19 protein-coding genes are annotated in these 22,886 nt (G+C 64.8%); 12 read left to right on the top strand and 7 right to left on the bottom strand.

The features are described from left to right. Nucleotides 1-9 precede the first annotated feature (9 nt). The 3 genes from C7G41_RS11020 to C7G41_RS11010 are packed head-to-tail and all read left to right on the top strand — an operon-like array spanning nucleotide 10 to nucleotide 2,161. Nucleotides 10-798, top strand: a complete 789-nt coding sequence (locus C7G41_RS11020; RefSeq protein ID WP_106942925.1) for an enoyl-CoA hydratase/isomerase — start codon at nucleotides 10-12, stop codon at nucleotides 796-798. Continuing rightward, complete coding sequence (locus tag C7G41_RS11015) at nucleotides 795-1,781, top strand: phosphotransferase family protein (protein ID WP_106942580.1); 987 nt, start codon at nucleotides 795-797, stop codon at nucleotides 1,779-1,781. Before C7G41_RS11020 ends, C7G41_RS11015 begins: the two co-directional genes overlap by 4 nt. A gap of 2 nt (nucleotides 1,782-1,783) precedes the next feature. Then, a complete protein-coding gene (locus tag C7G41_RS11010; protein WP_106942924.1) occupies nucleotides 1,784-2,161 on the top strand; it encodes a DUF6285 domain-containing protein in 378 nt (125 codons plus the stop codon). 146 nt (nucleotides 2,162-2,307) lie between these two features. On the opposite strand, the gene C7G41_RS11005 is transcribed toward C7G41_RS11010, so the two are convergent. Then, a complete protein-coding gene (locus tag C7G41_RS11005) occupies nucleotides 2,308-3,087 on the bottom strand; it encodes an enoyl-CoA hydratase-related protein (RefSeq protein WP_106942579.1) in 780 nt (259 codons plus the stop codon). 209 nt (nucleotides 3,088-3,296) lie between these two features. Here C7G41_RS11005 and C7G41_RS11000 point away from each other — a divergent pair, with 209 nt between their 5' ends. After that, nucleotides 3,297-4,571: an acyl-CoA dehydrogenase family protein gene (locus C7G41_RS11000; RefSeq protein ID WP_106942578.1), complete on the top strand. Its 1,275-nt coding sequence runs from the start codon at nucleotides 3,297-3,299 to the stop codon at nucleotides 4,569-4,571. A gap of 166 nt (nucleotides 4,572-4,737) precedes the next feature. Here the strand turns inward: C7G41_RS11000 and C7G41_RS10995 are convergent, their stop codons facing one another. Together C7G41_RS10995 and C7G41_RS10990 are read right to left on the bottom strand one after the other, a co-directional pair. Further along, entirely contained in the window at nucleotides 4,738-6,315 is a 1,578-nt protein-coding gene (locus C7G41_RS10995; protein WP_106942577.1) for a fatty acid--CoA ligase, read from the bottom strand. A gap of 194 nt (nucleotides 6,316-6,509) precedes the next feature. Beyond that, nucleotides 6,510-7,382, bottom strand: coding sequence for an SDR family oxidoreductase (locus tag C7G41_RS10990; RefSeq protein WP_106942576.1), 873 nt, complete (start codon nucleotides 7,380-7,382; stop codon nucleotides 6,510-6,512). Nucleotides 7,383-7,498: 116 nt separating this feature from the next. On the opposite strand from C7G41_RS10990, the gene C7G41_RS10985 reads away from it, so the two are divergent. From C7G41_RS10985 to ppc, 4 genes are all read left to right on the top strand, one after another. Next, nucleotides 7,499-8,308 carry a crotonase/enoyl-CoA hydratase family protein gene (locus C7G41_RS10985; protein ID WP_106942575.1) on the top strand — a complete coding sequence of 270 codons (810 nt, stop codon included), beginning with the start codon at nucleotides 7,499-7,501 and terminating at the stop codon, nucleotides 8,306-8,308. 127 nt (nucleotides 8,309-8,435) lie between these two features. Continuing rightward, on the top strand, nucleotides 8,436-9,980 hold the full coding sequence (locus C7G41_RS10980) for an acyl-CoA synthetase (RefSeq protein ID WP_106942574.1): 1,545 nt from the start codon (nucleotides 8,436-8,438) through the stop codon (nucleotides 9,978-9,980). A 161-nt stretch (nucleotides 9,981-10,141) separates the two neighbouring features. Continuing rightward, complete coding sequence (locus C7G41_RS10975) at nucleotides 10,142-10,546, top strand: YccF domain-containing protein (protein ID WP_106942573.1); 405 nt, start codon at nucleotides 10,142-10,144, stop codon at nucleotides 10,544-10,546. A 1,659-nt stretch (nucleotides 10,547-12,205) separates the two neighbouring features. Next, nucleotides 12,206-14,995, top strand: coding sequence for a phosphoenolpyruvate carboxylase (gene ppc / locus C7G41_RS10965; protein ID WP_106942571.1), 2,790 nt, complete (start codon nucleotides 12,206-12,208; stop codon nucleotides 14,993-14,995). A gap of 98 nt (nucleotides 14,996-15,093) precedes the next feature. Here ppc and C7G41_RS10955 read toward each other — a convergent pair whose 3' ends face one another. From C7G41_RS10955 to C7G41_RS10940, 4 genes are all read right to left on the bottom strand, one after another. Then, nucleotides 15,094-16,212, bottom strand: a complete 1,119-nt coding sequence (locus C7G41_RS10955) for an SMP-30/gluconolactonase/LRE family protein (RefSeq protein ID WP_106942570.1) — start codon at nucleotides 16,210-16,212, stop codon at nucleotides 15,094-15,096. Nucleotides 16,213-16,341: 129 nt separating this feature from the next. Next, nucleotides 16,342-17,256, bottom strand: a complete 915-nt coding sequence (locus C7G41_RS10950; protein WP_106942569.1) for an SDR family oxidoreductase — start codon at nucleotides 17,254-17,256, stop codon at nucleotides 16,342-16,344. Between the two features lie 168 nt (nucleotides 17,257-17,424). After that, nucleotides 17,425-18,564, bottom strand: a complete 1,140-nt coding sequence (locus tag C7G41_RS10945) for a thiolase (protein ID WP_106942568.1) — start codon at nucleotides 18,562-18,564, stop codon at nucleotides 17,425-17,427. 3 nt (nucleotides 18,565-18,567) lie between these two features. Beyond that, entirely contained in the window at nucleotides 18,568-18,981 is a 414-nt protein-coding gene (locus C7G41_RS10940) for a Zn-ribbon domain-containing OB-fold protein (protein ID WP_027568974.1), read from the bottom strand. Nucleotides 18,982-19,154: 173 nt separating this feature from the next. Here C7G41_RS10940 and C7G41_RS10935 point away from each other — a divergent pair, with 173 nt between their 5' ends. The 4 genes from C7G41_RS10935 (at nucleotide 19,155) to alkB (ending at nucleotide 22,779) form a co-directional block, all read left to right on the top strand. Next, entirely contained in the window at nucleotides 19,155-20,504 is a 1,350-nt protein-coding gene (locus C7G41_RS10935; protein WP_106942567.1) for an amidase, read from the top strand. Next, nucleotides 20,497-21,183: a DUF2848 domain-containing protein gene (locus C7G41_RS10930; RefSeq protein WP_106942566.1), complete on the top strand. Its 687-nt coding sequence runs from the start codon at nucleotides 20,497-20,499 to the stop codon at nucleotides 21,181-21,183. The genes C7G41_RS10935 and C7G41_RS10930 overlap by 8 nt, the downstream gene beginning before the upstream one ends. A 186-nt stretch (nucleotides 21,184-21,369) precedes the next feature. Further along, entirely contained in the window at nucleotides 21,370-22,116 is a 747-nt protein-coding gene (locus tag C7G41_RS10925) for a 2OG-Fe(II) oxygenase (RefSeq protein WP_106942923.1), read from the top strand. Between the two features lie 9 nt (nucleotides 22,117-22,125). Beyond that, the gene (gene alkB, locus C7G41_RS10920) at nucleotides 22,126-22,779 is read left to right on the top strand and encodes a DNA oxidative demethylase AlkB (protein ID WP_106942565.1); all 654 of its coding nucleotides are present in this window, start codon (nucleotides 22,126-22,128) and stop codon (nucleotides 22,777-22,779) included. Nucleotides 22,780-22,886 lie beyond the last annotated feature (107 nt).

The raw sequence follows: 22,886 nt of genomic DNA, 5'->3' as shown, positions 1-22,886 counted from the left end.
GAGGAAACCATGCAGTTCAAACACGTCACGCTCGACCTCGATGGTTCGGTCGCGATCCTCAAGCTCGACCATCAGGAGGTGATGAACGCGGTCTCCGTGGATATGCTGGGCGGTCTCGCGGAAGCGCTCGACGCGATCGAGGAGAAGAAGGACGAGGTGCGCTGCGTCGTGCTGACGGGCGCGGGGCGGGCGTTCTGCACCGGCGCCAATCTCCAGGGCCGCAACAACCAGTCGAAGAAGACCAAGGCCGGCCTGACGCTCGAGACCGGCTTCCATCCCTTCCTGCGCCGCATTCGCAATCTGCATTGCCCGATCGTGACCGCGGTCAACGGCCCGGCGGCCGGCGCCGGCATGAGCTTCGCGCTGCTCGGCGACATGATTTTATGCGCGCGGTCCTCTTACTTTCTTCAAGCCTTCCGCCGTATCGGCCTCGTGCCGGATTGCGGCTCGACCTGGCTCTTGCCGCGGCTGATCGGCAAGGCGCGTTCGATCGAATTGTCGCTGATGGGCGAGCGGCTGCCGGCCGAGAAGGCGCTGGAATGGGGCCTCGTCAACCGCGTCTATGATGATGGCGTGCTGATGGAGGAGGCGATGAAGCTTGCGCGCGACCTCGCCAGCGGCCCGACGGTCGCACTGTCGCTGATCCGCAAGCTCTATTGGGACAGCCCGGAAAATTCCTTCGAGGATCAGCTCAATCTCGAATTCCAGTGCCAGCTCCGTGCCGGCGACACACAGGACTTCCGTGAAGGCGTCGGTGCGTTCCTGGAGAAGCGCCCGGCGCAGTTCAAGGGCAAATGATCGAGGCCGAACTCTCCCGCAGCGTTGCGCGCTGGTGCCCGGGTGCGACCGGGGTCGCCGGCGTGGCAAGGCTGTCCGGCGGCGCCAGCCAGGAAACCTGGCGCTTCGATATCGCCAATCCCGATGGCGTGATCGGTGCGATCCTGCGCCGCTCGCCGAAGGGCTATGGCGCGGCACCGACGCGCGCGGCGGGTCTAGCCGCCGAAGCGCAGCTGATGCAGCTCGCATTCGAGGCCGGAGTGCCGTCGCCGCGCGTGATGCATGTGCTCACGCCGGATGACGATCTCGGTACCGGCTTCATCATGCAGCGGGTCGAGGGCGAGACCATCGCGCGCAAGATTCTGCGCGACGATGAATTCGCCGCGGCGCGGCCGCATCTCGCGCGGCAGATCGGCGGGGTGCTTGCGGGCCTGCACAGGCTGCCGCAGGACAAGTTGCCCGAGCTGCGCCACATGACGGCAGCGAAGGAGATCGGCGATTTCGAGCGCGACTATCGCAGCCTGGACTGGCCAAAGCCGGTGTTCGAGCTGACGCTGCGCTGGTTGCGCGACCACGACCCGGGCCCCGCCAGCGAGACAACGCTGGTGCATGGCGATTTCCGCAACGGCAATCTCATCATCGGTGCCGACGGCGTCCGCGCGGTGCTGGACTGGGAGCTCGCCCATCTCGGCGACCCCATGGAGGATCTCGGCTGGGTCTGCGTCAATTCGTGGCGCTTTGGCGAGATCGACAAGCCCGTCGGCGGCTTTGGCTCGCGCGAGGAGCTGTTCGCAGGCTATGAGGCCGCGGGGCGCAAGGTCGATCCATCGCGGGTCAAATTCTGGGAAGTGATGGGCACGCTGCGCTGGGGCATCATGTGCGGCGGCATGATGCAGCGGTTTCGCGAAAGCCCGGACCATTCGATGGAACGCGCCATGATCGGCCGTCGCGCTTCCGAGACGGAGATCGATCTGTTGCGGCTGCTGGCGCCGCGGGGGAGTTGACCATGCAGGACGAGCCGACCCCGATCGAACTGACCAAATCAGTCTCCGATTTTCTCCGCAACGACATCGCGCCGCTGATCTCCGGCCACCAGGCCTTCAAGCTGCGCGTCGCCATCAACATCCTCGATCTCGTGACACGGCAGTTGACGCGGGAAGAGGGGAGCGATGCTGCGGAGGTGGAGCGGTTGCGCGCGCTGCTGGGCATGGATGGGTCGGTCACCGATCTCAACCGCACGCTCGCCGAGCGCATCGCCAAGGGCGAGATCGACCTGGCAACGCCGGGCCTCGCCGAGCATCTGTGGGCGACCACGATGGACAAGCTTGCAGTCGATCAGCCGAGCTACGCCTCGTACAAGCGCGAGCTGTCGCGAGGCGGGTAAGCGGCGCCACATTCTCCGCGGTCATCGCCCGCGAAGGCGGGCGATCCAGTATTCCAGAGACGGCAGTGATCGAGCCGAGAAGCCGCGGCGTACTGGATGCCCCGGTCAAGCCGGGGCATGACGGCGGTGATGAGCCGAGCGACCCTTCACTTCCCCACCCATTTCGGCGGCCGCTTCTCCGCGAACGCCTTCGGTCCCTCGATGTAATCCTGCGAGGCCACCATCGCCTTCACCGCCGGATATTCGCGCTGCTCCTCGATCGCCTGCTCCAGCGAGACGCCGAGGCCCTTCTGGATCGCCTGCTTCGAGGCGCGGATCGACATCGGCGAATTCTTGGTGATCATCTCGGCCCAGCGCAACGCGCCGGATAGCGCCTCGCCCTGCGGCACCACCTCGTTGACGAAGCCGAGCTCATAGCCTTCCTTGGCGCTGACATGGCGCGCGGTGAGGATCATGCCCATGGCGCGCTTCAAGCCGATCTGGCGTGGCAGCCGGTGCACGCCTCCGGCGAGTGCGGCCAGCCCAACGCGCGGCTCGGGCAGGGCGAAGGTCGCGTTCTCCGAGGCGATGATCAAATCGCAGGCGAGCGCGATCTCGAAACCGCCGCCCATGGCGACGCCGTTGACGGCGGCGATGATCGGCTTGTCGCAGTCGAAGCGCGCGGTGAGACCGGCGAAGCCGCCCTTGTCCCAGCCGCGCTTGCCGCCCGCCGCCTGCCACTTCAGATCGTTGCCGGCGCAAAACGCCTTGTCGCCGCTACCAGTGACGATCGCGACCCATTGCCCGGCATCAGCGGAGAAATCGTCGAACACCTTCTGGAGTTCGAAATGCGCATCGGTGTGCAGCGCGTTGTAGACCTCGGGCCGCGACAGCGTGACGATCGTGATCGGCCCCTTGCGTTCCACCTTTGAGAACTTCAGCTCCATGGTCGCTCCAGCATTTTCTCGTGAAGGAATATTGTGGCTATACTAGCGCGCGCCAGCGCCGCAACACCATCGAATTGCGCGGGCGCGCCTTGCGCCTCTGACACGCCTCGCATTGCTTGACTTGCGCGAGCTCTTCTCACCTTAATCGTGAGAAGCAAAAGCGCGCGTAGCGCCTTAACGCAAAACGAAAAATCATCCGGGAGAGACTCGTGGATTTCTCACTGCCTGCCGATCTCGTCGCCTATCTCGCGGAGCTCGACCGTTTCATCGAGCGCGAGATCAAGCCGCTGGAAGAAGCCGACGACAACGTCCGCTTCTTCGACCATCGCCGCGAATGGGCGCGCACTGATTTCGAGAATGGCGGCCTGCCGCGCCACGAATGGGAAGCGCTGCTGCGCAAGGCGAAGGATCTCGCGGACACAGCCGGTCATTTGCGTTTTGCGGTGTCGAAACAATATGGCGGCAAGGATGGCTCCAACCTCTGGATGGCGGTCATCCGCGAGCACTTTGCCGCCAAGGGGCTCGGCCTGCACAACGATCTCCAGAACGAGCATTCCATCGTCGGCAATTTTCCCGTCGCCACCATGCTCGACCGCTACGGCCGCGACGACCAGAAGGCGATGATCGACGGTTCGATCAAGGGCAAGTACCGCATCACCTTCGGCCTGACCGAGCCAAATCATGGCTCCGATGCCACCCACATGGAAACGCGCGCGGTGCCCGCGACCCGCGACAACGTCAAGGGCTGGATCATCAACGGCGAGAAGATGTGGACGACCGGCATGCACGTCGCCACCCACTGCGCGCTGTTCGCGCGCACTAGCGGCAATGACGGCGACGCGCGCGGCATCACCTGCTTCCTGGTGCCGGCCAAGAGCGACGGCGTGAAGATCGAAGAGTACATGTGGACCTTCAACATGCCGACCGATCATCCCCGCGTCAGCTTCACCGACGTGTTCGTGCCGGAGGACGCGCTGTTCGGCGAGGTCGGCCGCGGCCTGTCGCTGGCGCAATGTTTTGTCCATCAGAACCGCATCCGCCAGGCCGCGAGCTCGCTCGGCGCTGCAGTCTACTGCATCAACGAGAGCGTGAAATATGCGCGCGAGCGCAAACCGTTCGGCAAGGCGTTGGCCGAGAACCAGGCGATCCAGTTCCCGCTGGTCGAGCTGGCGACGCAGGCCGAGATGCTGCGCCTGTTGATCCGCAAGACCGCCTGGGAAATGGACAAGCTCACCGAGGAGCAGATCGAGCGGACGCTCTCCGACCGCGTCTCCATGTGCAACTACTGGGCAAACCGCCTCTGTTGCGAATCCGCCGACCGCGCCATGCAGGTCCATGGCGGCATGGGCTATTCACGCCACAAGCCGTTCGAGCACATCTACCGCCACCACCGCCGCTATCGCATCACCGAGGGCAGCGAGGAGATCCAGATCCGCAAGGTGGCGGGATTTTTGTTCGGCTATATGGGGCCGGGGAAGCATTAGGGATATTGCGCGCGGTCTCTCCCCGGAGTCGTCCCGGCGAAGGCCGGGACCCATAACCCCAGGGAGGGGTTTGGGATGAACTGGTAAATTGCCAGTCTTCGCCGAACTGCGTTCGGTGGCTATGGGTCCCGGCCTTCGCCGGGACGACGATGTGGATAGAGCGGGCCTAATTCACCCGCCGGTCCTTCCCCGCCCAATACGGCTCGCGCAATTGCCGCCGCAAGATCTTGCCTGACGGATTCCTCGGCAGCGCCGGCAAGAACTCCACGCTCTTCGGCGTCTTGAACCCGGCGATGCGCTCGCGGGTGAAGTTGATGATGTCGTTGGCGGTCGCCTGCTTGCCCGGCTTCATCACCACGACGGCCTTCACCGCCTCGCCCCATTTGTCGTCGGGGATGCCGATCACGGCGGCTTCCGCGACGTCGGGATGATCGCACAGCGCGCTCTCGACTTCGGCCGGGTAGATGTTCTCGCCGCCGGAGATGATCATGTCCTTGATGCGGTCGTGGATGTAGAGGTAGCCGTCCTCGTCCATGTAGCCGGCGTCACCGGTGCGCAGCCAGCCGTCGCCGCGCAGCGTCGCGGCGGTCGCTTCCGGCAGGTTCCAATAGCCGGCCATGTTGGAGCCCGAGCGAGTCGCGATCTCGCCGACCTCGCGCGGCGGCAGCGGCTTGCCGTCGATGTCGAGGATTCCGATCTCGACGCCCGGCAGCGCCTTGCCGGCCGAGCGCATCCGCTCCAGCCCCTCGACGTGGTCCTCCGGCGGCAGCGCGACGATGGTGCCGGTGGTCTCGGTCATGCCGTACATCTGCACGAAGCCGCATTTGAAGATGTCGATGCACTCTTTCAACAGCGCGGCCGGAATTGGGGAGGCTCCGTACAGCATGTACTTCAATCGCGAGAAATCGACCGTCCTGGCGCGCGGCTGCCGCACCACGAACTGCATCGCGGCCGGCACCATGAACAGCTTTGTGATGCCCGACTGCTCGAAGAAATCCAACACCTTGGTCGGATCGAACTCGCGCGCGATCACGCCGCGGGCGCCGTGATAGAGCCCCATCACGCCCCAGCCGGAGCCGCCGATGTGGAAGATCGGCATCGCGACCAGCGACACGTCGTCGGTCGACCACCGGTTCCACTCGGGCTTGTCCTCGGCATTGCCTGTTTGCACGAGGTTGAGGAAGTTCGCATGCGACAGCATCGCACCCTTCGGCTTGCCTGTCGTACCCGACGTATAGAGCTGGATCGCGATGTCCCGGGTCGCGATCGGCACCTTGGGATCGTCGTCACTCTGTGCATCGCGCCAGGCCGTAAAATCCTGCCATTCCGGCGCGCCGCCCTCGGTGGTGATGACGCTGCGCACGCCCGGCAACTGGTCCCTGATCTGGCGGACCTGGGTGATGAACTCAGGTCCCACGAACAGCACCGGCGCCTTGCAGTCGCTCACGATGAAGGCGACCTCGGGGCCCGCGAGCCGCCAGTTCACCGGTGCCATCACCACGCCGGCCTTCATGGCGCCCATCAGCAGCTCGAAATAGATATCGCTGTTCTTGCCGAGATAGGCGACGCGCTCGCCCTTGTTCACACCCATCGCGATCAGCGCATTGGCGACGCGATTGGTCTTGATGTCGAATTCGGCAAAGCTGGTGACGCGGCCTTCGAACTCATAGGCGATGGCGTTGCCGCGGCTCTTGGCGCGCTCGCGCACCATGTCAGCGAGATTGGCCAATGGCTGTGTGGTCATGTTTCTCCCGTGACGTTTTGTTTTTATGCCGCGGAGTGTGGCGTCATCCGTGGGTGATGACAAGATGGCGGGAGGGGGAAGTGAGGCGTCGCTATCTCAACAACGTCGTCCCGGCCTAGTGCGCAATTGCGCACGGGGGCCGGGACGACGACGGAGTGTGGAACGACGTCTTCAGGCCTCCCGTTACAAAGAGATCACCCCCGCTTCGCCCGGTCCTTTTCGTTCTGCGCCATGATGCTTTCGCGCGCGGTTTTCCAGTCCTCGTCGCTCCAGTCGCGGAGCTGGTAGAAATTGCCGCCCATCGCGAGCGCCTGGGCGCCGTCCATGGCGATGGTCTCGCCGCTGATCCAGTCGCAGCCGCCGGAGATCAGGAACACGGCGACGTTCTGCAACTCCTCCATGGTGCCGACGCGGCCCATCGGATTCATCGCCTTGGTGCGTGCACCGGCTTCGTCGCCGGGCTTGATGCGCTTGCTCATGCCCTCGGTCGGGATCTCGCCCGGCGCGATCGTGTTCAGCCGGATGCCATAGCGGCCCCATTCGGTCGCGAGCGACATCGTCATGGCGTGAATCGCCGACTTGCTCATCGCCGACGGCACCACGTAAGGCGAGCCGTTGCGCACCCAGGTCGTGGTGATCGAGACGACGTTGCCGGGCTGCTTCAACGCGATCCAGCGCTTGCCGACCGCATGCGTCACGTAGAACGTGCCGTGCATGACGATGTTGGCGACGGCGTCGAAGCCGCGCGGCGACAGCTCTTCGGTACGCGAGATGAAATTGCCGGCGGCGTTGTTGATGAGGTCGGTGAGGGGGCCGTCGCGAAAGATGGTCTCGATCATCTCCTCGACCGCGAGCGCGTTGCGGATGTCGACGCCGTGGCTGCTCACGCGGCCGCCATACTCGGCCATCAGCTCGGTGGCGGTCTCGTCGCAGACGATCTTGCGCCGGCCGCAGATGTGTACCTCGGCGCCGAGCTGGAGGAAGCGCGCCGCCATCGACTTGCCAAGCCCGGTGCCGCCGCCGGTCACGAGGATGCGCCGTCCCGCCAGAAGATTTTCCTTGAACATGGCTGTTTCCCCCGTCGCGATTGTCGGTTAATTGATCGATTGACTAAATCCGGCCGCCGTCGTCCTGTAAAGCGGCACCGAACAAGAACAGCCGGGAACCACGGGAGAATTGATCCATGGAAGAGCGCGTCTCGATCTCGATCTCGGAAGGCGTCGCCGATGTTCGGCTGGTGCGCGCGGACAAGATGAATGCGCTGGATCAAGCCATGTTCGAGGCCCTTGTCGCTGCAACCGAGCGGCTTGCAAAGGACAAGAGCGTGCGCGTCGTCGTGCTGTCGGGCGAAGGCCGCGCTTTCTGCGCCGGTCTCGACATGGGGCGTTTTGCCGCCATGAAGGAGAAGGGCGGCAACGGAATTCCGGGTGGCGAAAATCGCGATCTCACAGCGCGTACGTACGGCCAGGCGAATTTTGCGCAACAGGCGGTGTGGGGCTGGCGCCAGCTTCCGGTGCCGGTGATCGCCGCGATCCAGGGCGTCGCCTTCGGCGGCGGCTTCCAGCTCGCGCTCGGCGCCGACATGCGCTTCCTCACCCCCGATGCGCGAATGTCGGTGATGGAAATCAAATGGGGGCTGGTGCCGGACATGGCGGGCACGCCGATCCTGGCCTCGCTCGTGCGTGACGACATTCTGCGGGATCTCACCTACACCGGCCGCATCTTCTCGGCGCAGGAGGCGATGGCCTACGGTCTTGCCACGCGCATCTGCGACGACCCGCGCGCTACCGCGCTCGACGTCGCGCGCGAGATCGCCGGCAAGAGTCCCGATGCGATCCGCGCCGCAAAACGCCTGCTCAACAATCTCTCGGTCGATCCGGGCCCCGCACTGCTCGCCGAGTCCGTCGAGCAGCAGAAGCTGATCGGCAGTGCGAACCAGACCGAGGCGGTGCGTGCAAACCTGGAGAAGCGCGCGCCCAAGTTTGCGGATTAGCGCAGACCTCATCCCGAGGAGCAGCGAAGCGGCGTCTCGAGGGATCGGCCACGGGCCTTCATGGTTCGACACGGCGCTTTGCACCTCCTCACCATGAGGGACATCTTCGAACAACAAAGAAAAACAAATGAGCGAAACCTCAAATTTCCTCGGCATCGTCTCCGGCGAGCGCAGCCGCTCCCATGCCGAGATCGCTGATCGTGTCGACCGCATCGCCGCCGGCCTCAGCAAGCTCGGCGTCCGCCAGGGCGATTGCGTCTGCATGCTGATGCGCAACGATATCGCTTTTCTGGAAGCCGCCTATGCCACGATGCGGCTGGGCGCCTACGGCGTACCGATCAACTGGCACTTCAAGCCGGAAGAGATCACCTACATCCTGAACGACACCGGCACCTCCGTGCTGATCGGCCATGCCGACATGCTGCATGCCTTGCGCGATGCGATCCCGAAAGGCGTCACCGTGCTCAGCGTGCCGACGCCGCCGGAGATCCTGTCCAGCTACAGAATCGATCCCGATCATCTGAAGACGCCGGACTTCGCGATCGATTTCGAGTCATGGCTCGCGGCATTCCAGCGCTATGACGGCCCGATCGTGCCGCAGCCCACGAACATGATCTACACCTCGGGCACGACAGGCCATCCCAAGGGCGTACGGCGCAATGCGCCGACGCCGGAACAGGCGGCTGCCGGCGAACGCATGCGCGCGATGATCTACGGCCTGAAGCCCGGTGCCCGCACGATCCTGCCGGGTCCACTCTATCATTCCGCGCCGAACTCGTTCGGCATCCGCGCGGGAAAACTCGGCGGTGCACTTGTGCTGATGCCACGGTTCGAGGCCGAGGAATTTCTCGAGCTGATCGAGCGCTACAAAATCGACACCATCTTCATGGTGCCGACCATGTTCATCCGCTTGATGAAGCTGCCGGAGAACGTGCGCAAGCAATACGACGTCTCCTCGCTGCGCCATATCATCCATGCCGCAGCACCCTGTCCGGCGGACGTCAAGCGAGCCATGATCGAATGGTGGGGGGCGGTGATCTATGAATTCTACGGCTCGACCGAATCCAGCGCCGTCACCTTCGCGACCTCCGAGGACGCGCTGAGGAAGCCCGGCACCGTCGGCAAGATTTCGCCCGGCGCCGAGCTGCGCTTCATCGGCGAGGACGGACGCGTGCTCGGCGTGGGCGAGATCGGCGAGATCTACTCGCGCATGGCCGGAATGGCCGATTTCACCTACCACAACAAGCCGGAGAAACGCGCCGAGATCGATCGCGACGGCTTCATCACCTCGGGCGATGTCGGCTATATCGACGAAGAGGGCTACGTCTTCATCTGCGATCGCAAGCGCGACATGGTGATCTCGGGCGGCGTCAACATCTATCCGGCCGAGATCGAATCCGTGCTGCATGCGGTGCCCGGCGTGCATGATTGCGCGGTGTTCGGCATCCCCGATGCCGAATTCGGCGAAGCGCTGATGGCGGTGGTCGAGCCGCAGGCCGACGTTACGCTGGATGCCACCGATATTCGTAAGCGACTGAAGGCGTCACTCGCCGACTACAAGGTCCCAAAGCACATCGAGATCCGGGCCGGGCTGCCGCGCGAAGATTCCGGCAAGATCTTCAAGCGCCGCCTGCGCGATCCCTATTGGGAGCAGGCGGGGCGGAAGATCTGACGTGCGTAGCCCGGGTGAGCGAAGCGATACCGGGATAATAAGACCCGGATGTCGCTTCGCTCATCCCGGCTACACGAGCCCGCGAATTCGTGAGCGGCTTCATGGACCGCAACCTCGCTCATCGTGCTATACTCACGGGATCACGTCTCACGGATCATCCCATGGCTCCCGTTTCCATCCTGCTCAACCTGCTCTGGATACTCATCGGCGGCGCCTGGATGGCGTTCGGCTGGCTGGTGGCCGCGGTCATCATGGCCGTCACCATCATCGGTCTGCCCTGGGCGCGGGCGGCGTTCAACATCGCCGTCTACACGCTGATGCCGTTCGGCTCGCGGGCGGTCAACCGCTATGATGTCACCGGCATGAGCGATATCGGCACCGGCCCGCTCGGGGTGATCGGCAACATCATCTGGTTCGTGCTCGCCGGCTGGTGGCTGGCGCTCGGCCACCTCCTCACCGCCCTGGCCCTCGCGATCACCATCATCGGCATCCCCTTCGCCTGGGCTCATCTGAAGCTCGCGGGCATCGCGCTCTGGCCGATCGGCAAGGTGATCGTGCCGGCTTAGGAGACTCGCAAACGTCCCCGCGGCACATCCTTCGAGACGCCCGCCGTTGGCGGGCCCTCAGGATGAGGGCGGAACACGTGGTTGCACCTTTAACGAATCCCGACGTAGCTCAGCCTCATCCTGAGGATACCGCGAAGCGATCGTCTCGAAGGACGAGGCGCTTGCTCAGCCCGGAGGATGGGTAGAGCGTCAGCGAAACCCATCATACCGTCCGCCGATGACGGAGCATGATGGGTTTCGCAAGGGCTCAACCCATCCTACGCGTGCTGCTTCAACGTGGCATAGGAATCATGCCCCTCCGCAAGGCATCACATTCATTGCAACTTTTTCCCGCCCTCATTGTTGACGAGCGGGAGCGAACGCGGAATGTGCCGCGGCTGGCTTGCCCTTGGCTCATTCTTATCGGGAGGCGATTGCATGAAGTGGCTTTGCTTGGTCGGCTTTGCGGCGGTAGCCGTTGCTTTAACACCCACATCTTCTTCGGCGATGCCCGTTGCCAAGCCGGACGCACTGGGCGCGTCCCAGACTGACACCATCGAGGTCAAGGGCGGCCACGGACATGGCGGTGGCCACGGGTGGGGTCATCACGGCGGCCGTGGTCATCATTACGGCTGGGGCAGAGGCCGAGGCCATCACTATGGCTGGCGGCACCATCACCACTGGTAAGCGCCACTATTGTCCCGAGATCGGAGTTGGGCGGGCGCTCAGTCAACGCTTCCGCCCACGATTCCTCGCGTTGCCCGACGGGCAAAACACGCCACATGAAGGTCAATCGATCTGTGCTCTAATATTCTGATTGACCGAATTCAGCTCTTCGGTTAAACCGCACTCTATCCCGGCCCGCTAAAAAGGGCGTTTCGCGATCGTCACGATACGTGAGCCGGGATGCGATGGACGCGGCAGCGCCGGCGTGGGACGAGGTGGCAGGGCGGGCGACCCCCGTGAGCCATCGCGATCCGCGCGAACGACCCGGCGCGGTCACAGCGTTTCTTTTCGGCTTCGGGGGCGAGCACGCGCGAGCTTCCGGATGTCCGGGGAGGGACGTCCGCGGACGGCAAAAGCGTGTGGTCCTGACGCCCGGGGTCTGTGCGTCAAGGCTTGCGGGGATGTGCGGCCCGACCCGGTGCGTGCATCGATCATCCGCAAGGCGACGGGGGCAATAGTGCATCGCTCCCCGGGGAGAGCGCGCCATAAGCCGTAAAACCATTGCGCAGGGAAGGCCGGCTGTTCCGGCATCACCTGTGGTCACCCCCGCGTGCGTTTTTCGCGTGCGGACCCTGGGTGCCAGCCGGCGCCCGGCCTTCCCTGCGCCCTTTCTTCTCGATGAGGGCGAAACGGACAGCAAAGCTCGGGCGCTCGCGCCGCGAGATCGCGAAGGCATGTTTATCGCGAGGACTCGTGTCCCGGACGCGCTGCAACGCGCCAGCGCTGCTGCGCAGAGCCGGGACCCTGAAGCGGATCAACGCCGGGCTCTCAGCTGGCCCCGGCTCTGCAGCGCATCACGCCGCGAAGACGCGGCGCGCCTGCGCTGCGTCCGGGGCACGAAACCATTGCCCCTAGTGTGCGCCGCCACCAAGTTCACCTTGCACTGCGGCAGAAAAATATCGCACACTCGGCTGAGCCGGGCAGTCAAGCGAGCTCGAACCAGGGGAGCGAGCCATGTCCCTCCAGACATTACCATCCGACGCTACTGAGCCTCGCCCCAACCGCCCCGAGGATGTCCAGGCGCTGGAGGCGGATGTGCGGCTGCGGGACGACATCCGCCTGCTCGGGCGCATCCTTGGCGACACCGTGCGCGACCAGGAGGGCGCCGATTTGTTCGACCTGGTCGAGCGCATCCGGCAGACCTCGATCCGGTTCCACCGCGATGAGGACCGGCTCGCCCGCCGCGAGCTCGAGCAGATCCTCGACAGCATGTCGACCTCGGAGACGGTGCGCATCGTCCGCGCCTTCAGCTATTTCTCCCACCTCGCCAACATCGCCGAGGACCAGAACAACATCCGCCAGATGCGCGCCAACAAGGGCGGCGGCTCCGGCGTGCTGGCCGAGACGCTCGCTCATGCCAGGGCGGCGGGCATCGGTGCCGACGCCCTGCGCAACTTTTTCAAGAGCGCGCTGGTCAGCCCGGTGCTGACCGCGCATCCGACCGAGGTCCGCCGCAAGAGCACGATGGACCGCGAGATGGAGGTCGCAGCCCTGCTCGATCGTCGCGAGCGCGTCGCGCTGACGGCGGAGGAGGCCGCCGCCAGCGACGAGCAGCTCCGCCGCGAGGTGCTGACGCTGTGGCAGACCAATCTCTTGCGCCGGACCAAGCTCACCGTGCTCGACGAGGTCGCCAACGGCCTGTCGTTCTACGATTACACGTTTCTCCGCGAGGTGCCGCGGCTGGTCAACGCGCTGGAGGACCGGCTGGAGGAGGGCGGTGAGCAGGCGGCCGGCGAACTCGCCTCGTTCCTGCGCATGGGCAGCTGGATCGGCGGCGATCGCGACGGCAATCCCTTCGTCACCGCCGACGTCATGCGCGGCACGCTGCGGCTGCAGTCGAGCCGGGTGATGCAATTCTATCTCAATGAGCTGCACGTGCTCGGCTCCGAGCTGTCGATCGCAGCGCATCTCGCCGACGTGTCCGAGGAGCTGCGCACGCTGGCGGAGCGCTCGCCCGATACCTCGCCGCACCGGAGCGGCGAGCCTTATCGCCTCGCGGTCTCGGGCATCTATGCGCGCCTCACCGCCACGGCCGAAATGCTTCAGGTCGAGATCACGCGCCGGCCGGTCGGCAAGGGCGCGCCGTATGACACCGTCGGGGAGTTCAAGGCCGATCTCGACGTGCTGCACCGCTCGCTGATCTCCAACAATGCCGGCGTCATCGCCCGCGGCCGGCTCCGGCTGCTGCGGCGTGCGGTGGACTGCTTCGGCTTCCATCTGGCCCGGCTCGACATCCGCCAGAACTCGGCGGTGCACGAGCGCACCATCGCCGAGCTGATGGACGCCGCCAACCCCGGGATGTCCTATCTCGCGCTCGGCGAGGACGCGCGCATCTCCCTGCTCACCAACGAGCTGCGCTCGACGCGCTCGCTGGTGTCGCCGTTCGTCAAGTACAGCGACGAGACGATGGGCGAGCTCAACGTCTTCCATGCCGCCGCGGAGGCGCATGCGAAGTTCGGCTCGGACGCCATTCCCCAATGCATCATCTCGATGTGCAAGGGCATGTCTGACATGCTCGAGGTCGCGGTGCTCCTGAAGGAGGTCGGTCTCGTCCATCCCTCCGGCCGCAGCGCCATCAACGTCGTGCCGCTGTTCGAGACCATCGAGGATTTGCAGGCCTCCAGCGCCATCATGGACCGCATGCTCTCGCTGCATGATTACCGCCGCCTGGTCGACAGCCGCCGCGGCGTGCAGGAGGTCATGCTGGGCTATTCGGACTCGAACAAGGACGGCGGCTTCGTCACTTCGGGCTGGGAGCTCTACAAGGCCGAGATCGGCCTCGTCGACGTGTTCGAGCGCCATGGCGTGCGGCTGCGTCTGTTCCACGGCCGCGGCGGTTCGGTCGGCCGCGGCGGCGGACCGAGCTATGACGCCATCATCGCCCAGCCGGGCGGCGCGGTGAACGGCCAGATCCGCATCACCGAGCAGGGCGAGATCATCTCGTCGAAATATTCCAACGCCGAAGTCGGCCGCAACAATCTCGAGATCCTGGCCGCCGCGACGCTGGAAGCGAGCCTCCTGCATCCGCGCCAGAGCGCGCCGCGGCGCGAATACCTGACCGCGATGGACGAGCTTTCAAGTCTCGCCTTCAAGGCCTATCGCGGTCTCGTCTACGAGACCGACGGCTTCGTCGATTATTTCTGGGCGTCCACCGTCATCAACGAAATCGCGACGCTGAATATCGGCAGCCGTCCGGCCTCGCGCAAGAAGACCCGGGCGATCGAGGATTTGCGGGCGATCCCCTGGGTGTTCTCCTGGGCGCAATGCCGCCTGATGCTGCCCGGCTGGTACGGCTTTGGCAGCGCCGTCGAGCAGTGGATCGCGGAGCATCCCGACAAGGGCATGCCGTTCCTCAAGGAGCTCTACAAGGAATGGCCGTTCTTCCGCATGCTGTTGTCGAACATGGACATGGTGCTGGCTAAGAGCTCGATCGCGATCGCCTCGCGCTATGCCGAGCTCGTGCCGGACGAAGCCTTGCGTGAAAAAATCTTCGGCCGCATCCGCCGCGAATGGCATTCTTGCATCGAGACGCTGCTGGACATCATGGGCCAGGACCGTCTGCTGCAAGGCAACCCGCTACTGGAGCGCTCGGTGCGCCACCGCTTCCCCTATCTCGACCCGCTCAACCACGTGCAGGTCGAGCTGCTGAAAGAGCACCGCGCGCAGAACCCGGACGAACAGGTGCTGCGCGGGATTCAGCTGACGATCAACGGCATTTCGGCAGGGCTGAGGAATACGGGGTAATTCAGGCCCGTCGTTCCGGGGCGATGCGAAGCATCGAACCCGGAACCTCGAGATTCCGGGCTCGGCTCTGCGAGCCGCCCCGGAATGACGGCGGTCGTTCAACAAAAATGCGCGCCCTGCGTCTCCACATACACCGCATAGAGCGACTGGCTCGCGGTCATGAACAGCCGGTTGCGCTTCTTGCCGCCGAAGCAGACGTTGGCGCAGGTCTCGGGCAACAGGATCTGCCCGATGCGCGCGCCGTCGTTTGGCGCGAACACCTGCACGCCGTCATAGCCGGGTCCGACCCAGCCGGCACCGACCCAGATGTTGCCCTCGGTGTCGACGCGCAGCCCGTCGGGGAATCCCGACTTGCCCTCGAGCTTCATGTCGATCAACTTCTTCGGGTTCGACAGCTTCGCGCCGTCGATGTCGTAGGACCACACCACATTCTCGGCCTGCGGATAATGCGTGATGCCGGTGTCGCACACATAGAGCTTCTTGTAGTCGTGACTGAAAGCGATGCCGTTCGGCTTGAATGGCTCGTCGGCCACCTTCGCGACCTGGCCGCTCTGCGGATCAAGGCGATAGACCGCTTCCTTCTGATGTGGCTGCAGCGAGCCGGTATTGGCAAGCTTGCCCTCGTAGATGCTGATCGCGCCGTAGCCGGGATCGGTGAACCAGATCGCCTTGTCGTTGGGATGCACCACCATGTCGTTCGGACCGTTGAGCGGCTTGCCACCCGCCTGCTCGGCCAGCGTCGTCAGCGAGCCGTCATGCTCGTAGCGGACGAGCCGGGTGCGCTCGGCACTGAGCTGGCGTCCCTCGGTGTCGAACGAGTTGCCGTTGGCTTCGTTCGACGGCTTGTGGAACTGCTCGGAGATGTGGCCGTCGTCGTCGAGGTAGCGAAGCTGCCGGTTGGCGGGGATGTCGCTCCAGACGAGATATTGCCCCTGCGCATTCCACGCCGGTCCTTCCGCCCACAGGCAGCCGGTATAGAGCCGCTTGATCGCGGTGTTGCCGACCTTGGCCTTGAAGCGCTTGGGATCGATAGGGATGATGTCAGGGTCGGGATAGCGTTGCGGCTCGGCGCTGGTGCCGAAGTCGCGGGCGTCCGCGCGTGAGGCGAGCAGGGCAGATGCGGCGACAGTCGCGGCGCCCTTGAGGAGCGTGCGGCGGCCAAGGCCGCCACGCTCGCTTGAAGTCGTGTCGTCTGAGTTGGTCAGCATTCTTGTCATGGTTTCCTCCCAAAGTTGTGTTGGGAGGCCACCATCCGCCTGCAATTAGGCATAAAGCGGAGCGATCTCCGGACCAGACAACCGGAGATCGCAGGGCAGGGATGCCGATAATGCGGCTATACGGAATCCTTAGACGGGATCCCAGGGGAAGATGTCGGCGGAACGGTCGAGCTTGTAGAACGAGCCCTTCAGCGCCGGCATGCCGTGTTCCGCGATCGATTGCGGCGTCCAGCCTTCGCTCCGATGCACCGAGCGCAGCGGACGGTTCTGGCTAAACAGGAACAGCTCGTTCATGCGTGCGCCGAAGATCTGCCCGGAGACGTCCTTGGCGGCGTCGGAGAGCAGATAGGCGCAGATCGGCGCGATCTTCTCCGGTCCCATCTGCTTGATCTTCTCGACGCGCGCCTTCTCGGCTTCGGTCTCGGTCGGGATGGTGCCGATCATGCGGGTCCAGGCGAACGGCGAGACGCAGTTGGAGCGAACGTTGAAGCGGCCCATGTCGAGCGCAATCGACTTCGACAGGCCGACGATGCCGAGCTTGGCGGCGGCGTAATTGGCTTGGCCAAAGTTGCCGATCAGGCCGGAGGTCGAGGTGAAGTGCACGAACGAGCCGCTTTCTTGCTCGCGGAAGATCCGCGCCGCGGCGTGGCTGACGTAGAACGAGCCCATCAAATGCACCTTGATGACGGCCTCGAACGCTTCCACGCTCATCTTGTGGAAGATCATGTCGCGCAAAATGCCGGCATTGTTGACGACGCCGTCGAGCCGGCCGAAATGATCGGTCGCGGTCTTGACGATCTTGCTGGCGGGGATCGCTTCGGCCACCGACTCGAAATTGGCGACGGCGGTGCCGCCGCGCTTCTTGATCTCCTCGACCACTTCCTCTGCGGGCGCGGCGCTCGTGCCGGCGCCGTCGGCGGCGACGCCGGGATCGTTGACGACGACCTTGGCGCCCTCGCCAGCGCAGAGCAGCGCGATCTCCCGCCCGATGCCGCGGCCTGCGCCGGTGACGATGATGACCTTGTCTTGCAGTGATTTCGTCATGTGGATCTCCTGTTTTCTTACCTCGCCCCGCTTGCGGGGAGAGGTCGGATCGCATCGAAGATGCGATCCGGGTGAGGGGGACTCTCCGCGAGTCCGAGTGTGTGGAAGCAGCCCCTCACCCCAACCCTCTCCCCGTAAGAACGGGGCGAGGGAGAGGCGAGCAGCTCATTACCTCTCGTTCGTAAACACGATCGTGCCCGACGCGGCGAACATGCCGCCGACGCCGTGGCACACGGAAATCTTCGCATTCGCCACCTGCGCCGGCGCGATGCCGCGCATCTGCCGCACGCTCTCCTGGAGCGCGTACATGCCGTACATGCCCGAATGCATGTAGCTCAAGCCGCCGCCATTGGTGTTGAGCGGAAGCTTAGCCCCCGGCCGCGTGTTGCCGTCGGCGATGAACTTTCCGGTCTCCTCGTGCGGCATGAAGCCGAGATCGCCGAGGCCGAACAGCGGCAGATGCGCAAAAGCGTCGTAGATCATGAGATGGTCGACGTCCTTGTGCGCGATGCCGGCCTCCTTGAACGCCAGCGGCCCCGCGGTCTTGAACGCGCGCGAGGAATTGAAAGTCTCCATCTGGCTGACCATCGGCGTCTCCACGCTCTCGCCGGTGCCCATGATGTAGACCGGCTTGCGCGGAAAATCCTTGGCACGGTCGGCAGAGGTCAGGATCAGCGCGCCGCCGCCGTCGGTGACGAGGCAGCATTGCAGCAGGCGGAACGGATAGGCGATCATGCGCGAGTTGAGGACGTCTGCGACCGTGATCGGATCCTTCATCATCGCGCGCGGATTCTTCGCCGCCCATTCCCGCTGCACCACCGCGACCGAGGCGATCTGCTCGTGGGTGATGCCGTAGGTCTTCATGAAGCGCAGCACGGGGATCGGGAACATGCTGGGCGGGCCGTAGACGCCGAACGGCGCCTCGAACTGGCCGTTCAGGCTGTCAGGAGCCGTCGAGCGCGGCGCCTTGCCGATCATCGACTTGCCGCTCTCGGCATGCGTGATCAGCACGGTCTTGCACAGGCCGGCCTCGATTGCCGCGGCGGCATGGCGGACGTGCAGCATGAAGGAGCAGCCGCCGACCGAGGTGCCGTCCACCCAGGTCGGCTTGATGCCGAGATAGTGGCAGACTTGTTGCGGCGTTTCGACCGCCGTGGCGAAGCCGTCGATGTCGGACAGCTTCAGCCCGGCATCGGCGATGGCATTGAGCGCCGCATCCGCGTGAAGCTGGAGCTGCGAGACGTTGGGGATGACACCGAGTTCGGTGGTCTCGGCCGCGCCGACGACGGCAACCTGATTGCTGCGCATGGGCTACCCCTTCGCCGGACGGAACACGGGGAGGGTGATCTTGTCATCGAGCGCTTCGAAGGCGACCTCGAGCTTCATGTCGAGTTCGAGCGCCTCCGGCGTCTGCGGGCAGTCGATGATGTTGCTCATCATCCGCGGCCCCTCGGCAAGTTCAACCACCGCGATCGCGTAAGGCGGCGTGAAGCCGGGCGCGGCGGGACGATGGTTGATCACGTAGCTGTAGAGGAAGCCCTTGCCGCTCGCCTTGAAGATGCTGACCTTGCGCGAGGCGCAGGACGGGCAGAACGGGCGCGGCGGGAAATAGACATGCGCACAGGCGTCGCAGCGCTGCAGGCGCAACTCGCCCGCCTTGGTGCCGTCCCAGAAATGCTGGGTCTCGGGCGTCGGTTTAGGTCGCGCGCGCTGCGGTTCGGCCATCTCGGCAGGTCCTCCCAAGGCCAAGCTGAGCCCGGCTGTTGCGATCTTGATGCGACAATCGACCATGGCGCGTCAACGGTCCAGCAATGCGCATGCATGCCATCATGCGCACAATGCTTGTGTCGAAGTGAGGCAGCGCTATACATTGCGCGCAAATATTCCGTGAGACAGACATGCCCGATTTTCCGACACTGACGAAGCTCGCCGAAGACCTCGAAAGCGGCCGCACCACCTCCCGCAAGCTGGTCGAGGCTTGCATCGCCAAAATCGCCGATCCGGCCGGCGAGGGGCAGCGTGCCTTCATCCATGTCGACAAGGACGCCGCGCTCGCGGCGGCGGATGCGATGGACGGTTTGCGCAAGGTGAAGGCGGCGCCGTCGCGCTACGCCGGTATCCCGGTCTCGATCAAGGATCTCTTCGACATCAAGGGCCAGGTGACGCGCGCCGGCTCCCGCGCGCTCGACGATTCCTCGCCGGCCGAACAGGATGCCCCCACGGTGGCGCGGCTGCGCAAGGCCGGCTTCGTCGTGATCGGGCGCACCAACATGACCGAGTTCGCCTATTCCGGCATCGGCATCAATCCGCATTACGGCACGCCAAAGGGCGTCTGGAACCGGGCCGAGGGCCACGTGCCCGGCGGTTCGTCTTCGGGCGCCGCGGTCTCCGTGCTCGACGGCATGGCGCATGGCGCGCTCGGCACCGACACCGGCGGCTCCTGCCGGATTCCGGCGGCCTATAACGGCATCGTCGGCTACAAGCCGACGCAGCGGCGCGTGCCGCTCGACGGAGCTGTGCCGCTGTCATTCTCGCTCGACAGCATCGGGCCGCTGGCACGATCGGTCAGCTGCTGTGCCATTCTCGATGCCGTGCTGGCGAACGAGCCGACCGTTCCGCTGAAGCCGCGGCCGGTCAAGGGCATGCGGCTTGCGGTGCCGACCACGATCGCGCTCGACGACCTCGACGCGGCTGTGTCGGCGACATTCGAGCGTGCGCTCAAGAGCCTCGCCGATCACGGTGCGGTCATCGAGCGCATCGAGATGGCCGAATTCCACGACATCGGGCCGATGAACGCCAAGGGCGGCTTTGCGGCTTCGGAAAGCTATGCCTGGCATCGCTACCTCCTCGCGTCCAAGGGCGACGTTTACGATCCCCGAGTCTTCGTGCGCATCATGCGCGGCGAGGCGCAGAGCGCGGCGGACTACATCGATCTTCTCCACGAGCGCCGCTCGCTGATCGCCCGCGTCAATGCGCGCATCGCGCCCTATGACGCGCTGGTGCTGCCGACCACCGCCAACACGCCGCCGAAAATTTCGGATCTTGCCGACGACAAGGCGTTCACCACGCAAAACCTGCGCGCGCTGCGCAATTGCACCCTGATCAACATGATCGACGGCTGCGCCATCTCGCTGCCGGCGCATCGCGAGGGTGAGATTCCCGTCGGCCTGATGCTGGCGGGCGCGGGCGGATCAGACCGCCGTATCTTCGAGCTTGCTGCCGGCATGGAGGCCGTAATTCGTGTTTGACCTGACTTTCACCGTCGACGCCCAGGACACCACCACGCCGCTGACGCTGGCGATCGACCAGATGGTCATCGCCGGCTGGACCGGCCGCGATCCGGTCGCGCGCGACAAGCACATTGCCGAGCTGCAGGAGATGGGTATCGCCCCGCCGGCCTCGACGCCGATCTACTACCGTGCCTCGGCGCGGCGCCTGACGATGGAAGATAGCATCGAGTGCACTGGCGGAGATTCCAGCGGCGAGGTCGAGTTCGTGCTGATCGGCTGGCAGGGCCGCATTTTCGTCGGCTGCGGCTCTGACCACACCGACCGCAAGGTGGAGGCCTACAACGTCACGGTGTCCAAGCAGATGTGCGACAAGCCGATCGCGTCCAGGCTATGGGAGCTTGAGGACGTCATCGGCCATTGGGACAGGATGATCCTGCGCTCGTGGGCCACCATCAAGGGCGAGCGCGTGCTCTATCAGGAGGGCAGGCTCGACGCGATGCTTCCGGTCGCCGACCTGATCGCGCGTGGCTTCGAGGATGGGAAATTCCCCGACGGCTGCGCCATGTTCGGCGGCACGTTTGCGGCGAAGGGCGGTATCCGCCCCGCCGACCGTTTCGAGTTCGAGCTGGAAGACCCCGTGCTGAAGCGGACGATCAAGCACGGTTATGACGTGGTGACGTTGCCGGTGAGGGGCTAAGGTCTCTCCCCGCCGTCATTGCAGCGAAGCTCTCTCCGCCGTCATTGCGAGGAGCCCTTGCGACGAAGCAATCCAGACTGGTTCCGCGGAGGGACTCTGGATTGCTTCGCTACGCTCGCAATGACGGGGAGATAGTCGTCGGAAATCGGGTGGCGCGGTGAACGTCGGACTGCAAGGGTGATCGCTATGACAATGACCGCGCGAAAATCAGCCCAATCTTCCGCAGCCGACCTCGCCACCTACGTCGATGCCCTCGACTGGCCCCAGATCACCGCCGAGCTCGACGCCCAGGGCTGCGCCGTCCTGAGGGGCCTGCTCACGCCGGACCAATGCCACGCCGTCGCCATGCTCTATCCCGACGACGCCAACTTCCGCAGCCGCATCGTCATGGGCCGCCACGGCTTTGGTCGCGGCGAGTACAAATATTTCTCCTACCCGCTGCCGGACCTGATCGCGCAGTTGCGGCCGGCGCTCTACGTGCATCTCCAGGCCGTCGCCAATCACTGGAACGAGGCGATGGGGATCGACATCCGCTATCCCGCTGCTCACGCCGGATTCCTGAAGCGCTGTCACGAGGCCGGGCAGGCGCGACCGACGCCGCTGCTGCTGCAATACGAGGCCGGCGATTTCAACTGCCTGCATCAGGATCTTTATGGGGAGCACGTGTTCCCGCTCCAGGTCGCGATCCTCTTGTCGGAGCCCGGCCGCGATTTCACCGGCGGCGAGTTCGTGCTGACCGAGCAGCGCCCGCGCATGCAGTCCCGCGCCGAGGTGGTTCCGCTCGCGCAGGGCGACGCCGTCACTTTTGCCGTGCATCACCGCCCTGTGCAGGGGACACGCGGCACCTACCGCGTTAACATGCGCCACGGCGTCAGCAGGATCAGGTCCGGCCAGCGCCACACGCTGGGTGTGATCTTTCATGATGCCAAATGAGCGCTGCGATTGACGGCTGATCTGTTTGATACGGTTGCCGAAGCCCAGCCGTCACGCGAGGAGATCGCCGACGGCGCCGTTCTGCTGCGCGGTTTCGTCAAGCCGATCGAGAGCGAGCTGATCGAAGCCGTGCGCGCCATCGTGGCGCAGTCGCCGTTCCGCCGCATGACCACGCCTGGCGGTCATTTGATGTCGGTGGCCATGACCAATTGCGGCGAGCGCGGCTGGATCACCGATCATACCGGCTATCGCTATGATCCCATCGACCCGCGTACCGGCGCGCCATGGCCGGCGATGCCGCCGGTGCTCCGCGATATCGCCCGCCGCGCGGCGGAGCAGGGCGGGTTTACCGGCTTTGCGCCCGATGCGTGCCTCGTCAACCGCTACGAGCCCGGCACGCGGCTGTCATTGCACCAGGACAAGGACGAGCTGGATTACTCGGCGCCGATCGTCTCGGTCTCGCTCGGCCTGCCCGCGACGTTCTTGTTCGGCGGCGTGGCGCGCACCGACAAGCCGCGCCGCTTCCGCTTGGTGCATCGGGACGTCGTGGTCTGGGGCGGGCCAAGCAGGCTCGCCTATCACGGCGTCGCGCCGCTCGCCGACGGCGAGCATGCGCTGCTTGGCCGCAAGCGGGTCAATTTGACATTCCGAAGGACGCGCTGACGTTCGCGTTCGTCATTCCGGGACGCGCGTTAGCGCGAACTATGGTGCGCAGTTGCACCTGAGAATCTCGCGGTTCCGGGTTCGATGCTGCGCATCGTCCCGGAACG

This window comes from Bradyrhizobium sp. MOS002 (assembly GCF_003020115.1).
Taxonomy (GTDB): Bacteria; Pseudomonadota; Alphaproteobacteria; order Rhizobiales; family Xanthobacteraceae; genus Bradyrhizobium.
This window is presented reverse-complemented; position numbering and strand designations above follow the sequence as displayed.

Excerpts from the sequence above, each read along its gene's own strand:
- C7G41_RS10925 (WP_106942923.1), top strand. The coding sequence starts at position 21,370 with ATGACAATGACCGCGCGAAAATCAGCCCAATCTTCCGCAGCCGACCTC.
- C7G41_RS10975 (WP_106942573.1), top strand. The coding sequence starts at position 10,142 with ATGGCTCCCGTTTCCATCCTGCTCAACCTGCTCTGGATACTCATCGGC.
- C7G41_RS10990 (WP_106942576.1), bottom strand. The coding sequence starts at position 7,382 with ATGTTCAAGGAAAATCTTCTGGCGGGACGGCGCATCCTCGTGACCGGC.
- C7G41_RS10985 (WP_106942575.1), top strand. The coding sequence starts at position 7,499 with ATGGAAGAGCGCGTCTCGATCTCGATCTCGGAAGGCGTCGCCGATGTT.
- C7G41_RS10955 (WP_106942570.1), bottom strand. The coding sequence starts at position 16,212 with ATGACAAGAATGCTGACCAACTCAGACGACACGACTTCAAGCGAGCGT.
- C7G41_RS10935 (WP_106942567.1), top strand. The coding sequence starts at position 19,155 with ATGCCCGATTTTCCGACACTGACGAAGCTCGCCGAAGACCTCGAAAGC.
- C7G41_RS10980 (WP_106942574.1), top strand. The coding sequence starts at position 8,436 with ATGAGCGAAACCTCAAATTTCCTCGGCATCGTCTCCGGCGAGCGCAGC.
- C7G41_RS10940 (WP_027568974.1), bottom strand. The coding sequence starts at position 18,981 with ATGGCCGAACCGCAGCGCGCGCGACCTAAACCGACGCCCGAGACCCAG.
- C7G41_RS11015 (WP_106942580.1), top strand. The coding sequence starts at position 795 with ATGATCGAGGCCGAACTCTCCCGCAGCGTTGCGCGCTGGTGCCCGGGT.
- C7G41_RS11020 (WP_106942925.1), top strand. The coding sequence starts at position 10 with ATGCAGTTCAAACACGTCACGCTCGACCTCGATGGTTCGGTCGCGATC.
- C7G41_RS10950 (WP_106942569.1), bottom strand. The coding sequence starts at position 17,256 with ATGACGAAATCACTGCAAGACAAGGTCATCATCGTCACCGGCGCAGGC.
- C7G41_RS10945 (WP_106942568.1), bottom strand. The coding sequence starts at position 18,564 with ATGCGCAGCAATCAGGTTGCCGTCGTCGGCGCGGCCGAGACCACCGAA.
- C7G41_RS11005 (WP_106942579.1), bottom strand. The coding sequence starts at position 3,087 with ATGGAGCTGAAGTTCTCAAAGGTGGAACGCAAGGGGCCGATCACGATC.
- ppc (WP_106942571.1), top strand. The coding sequence starts at position 12,206 with ATGTCCCTCCAGACATTACCATCCGACGCTACTGAGCCTCGCCCCAAC.
- C7G41_RS10995 (WP_106942577.1), bottom strand. The coding sequence starts at position 6,315 with ATGACCACACAGCCATTGGCCAATCTCGCTGACATGGTGCGCGAGCGC.
- C7G41_RS11010 (WP_106942924.1), top strand. The coding sequence starts at position 1,784 with ATGCAGGACGAGCCGACCCCGATCGAACTGACCAAATCAGTCTCCGAT.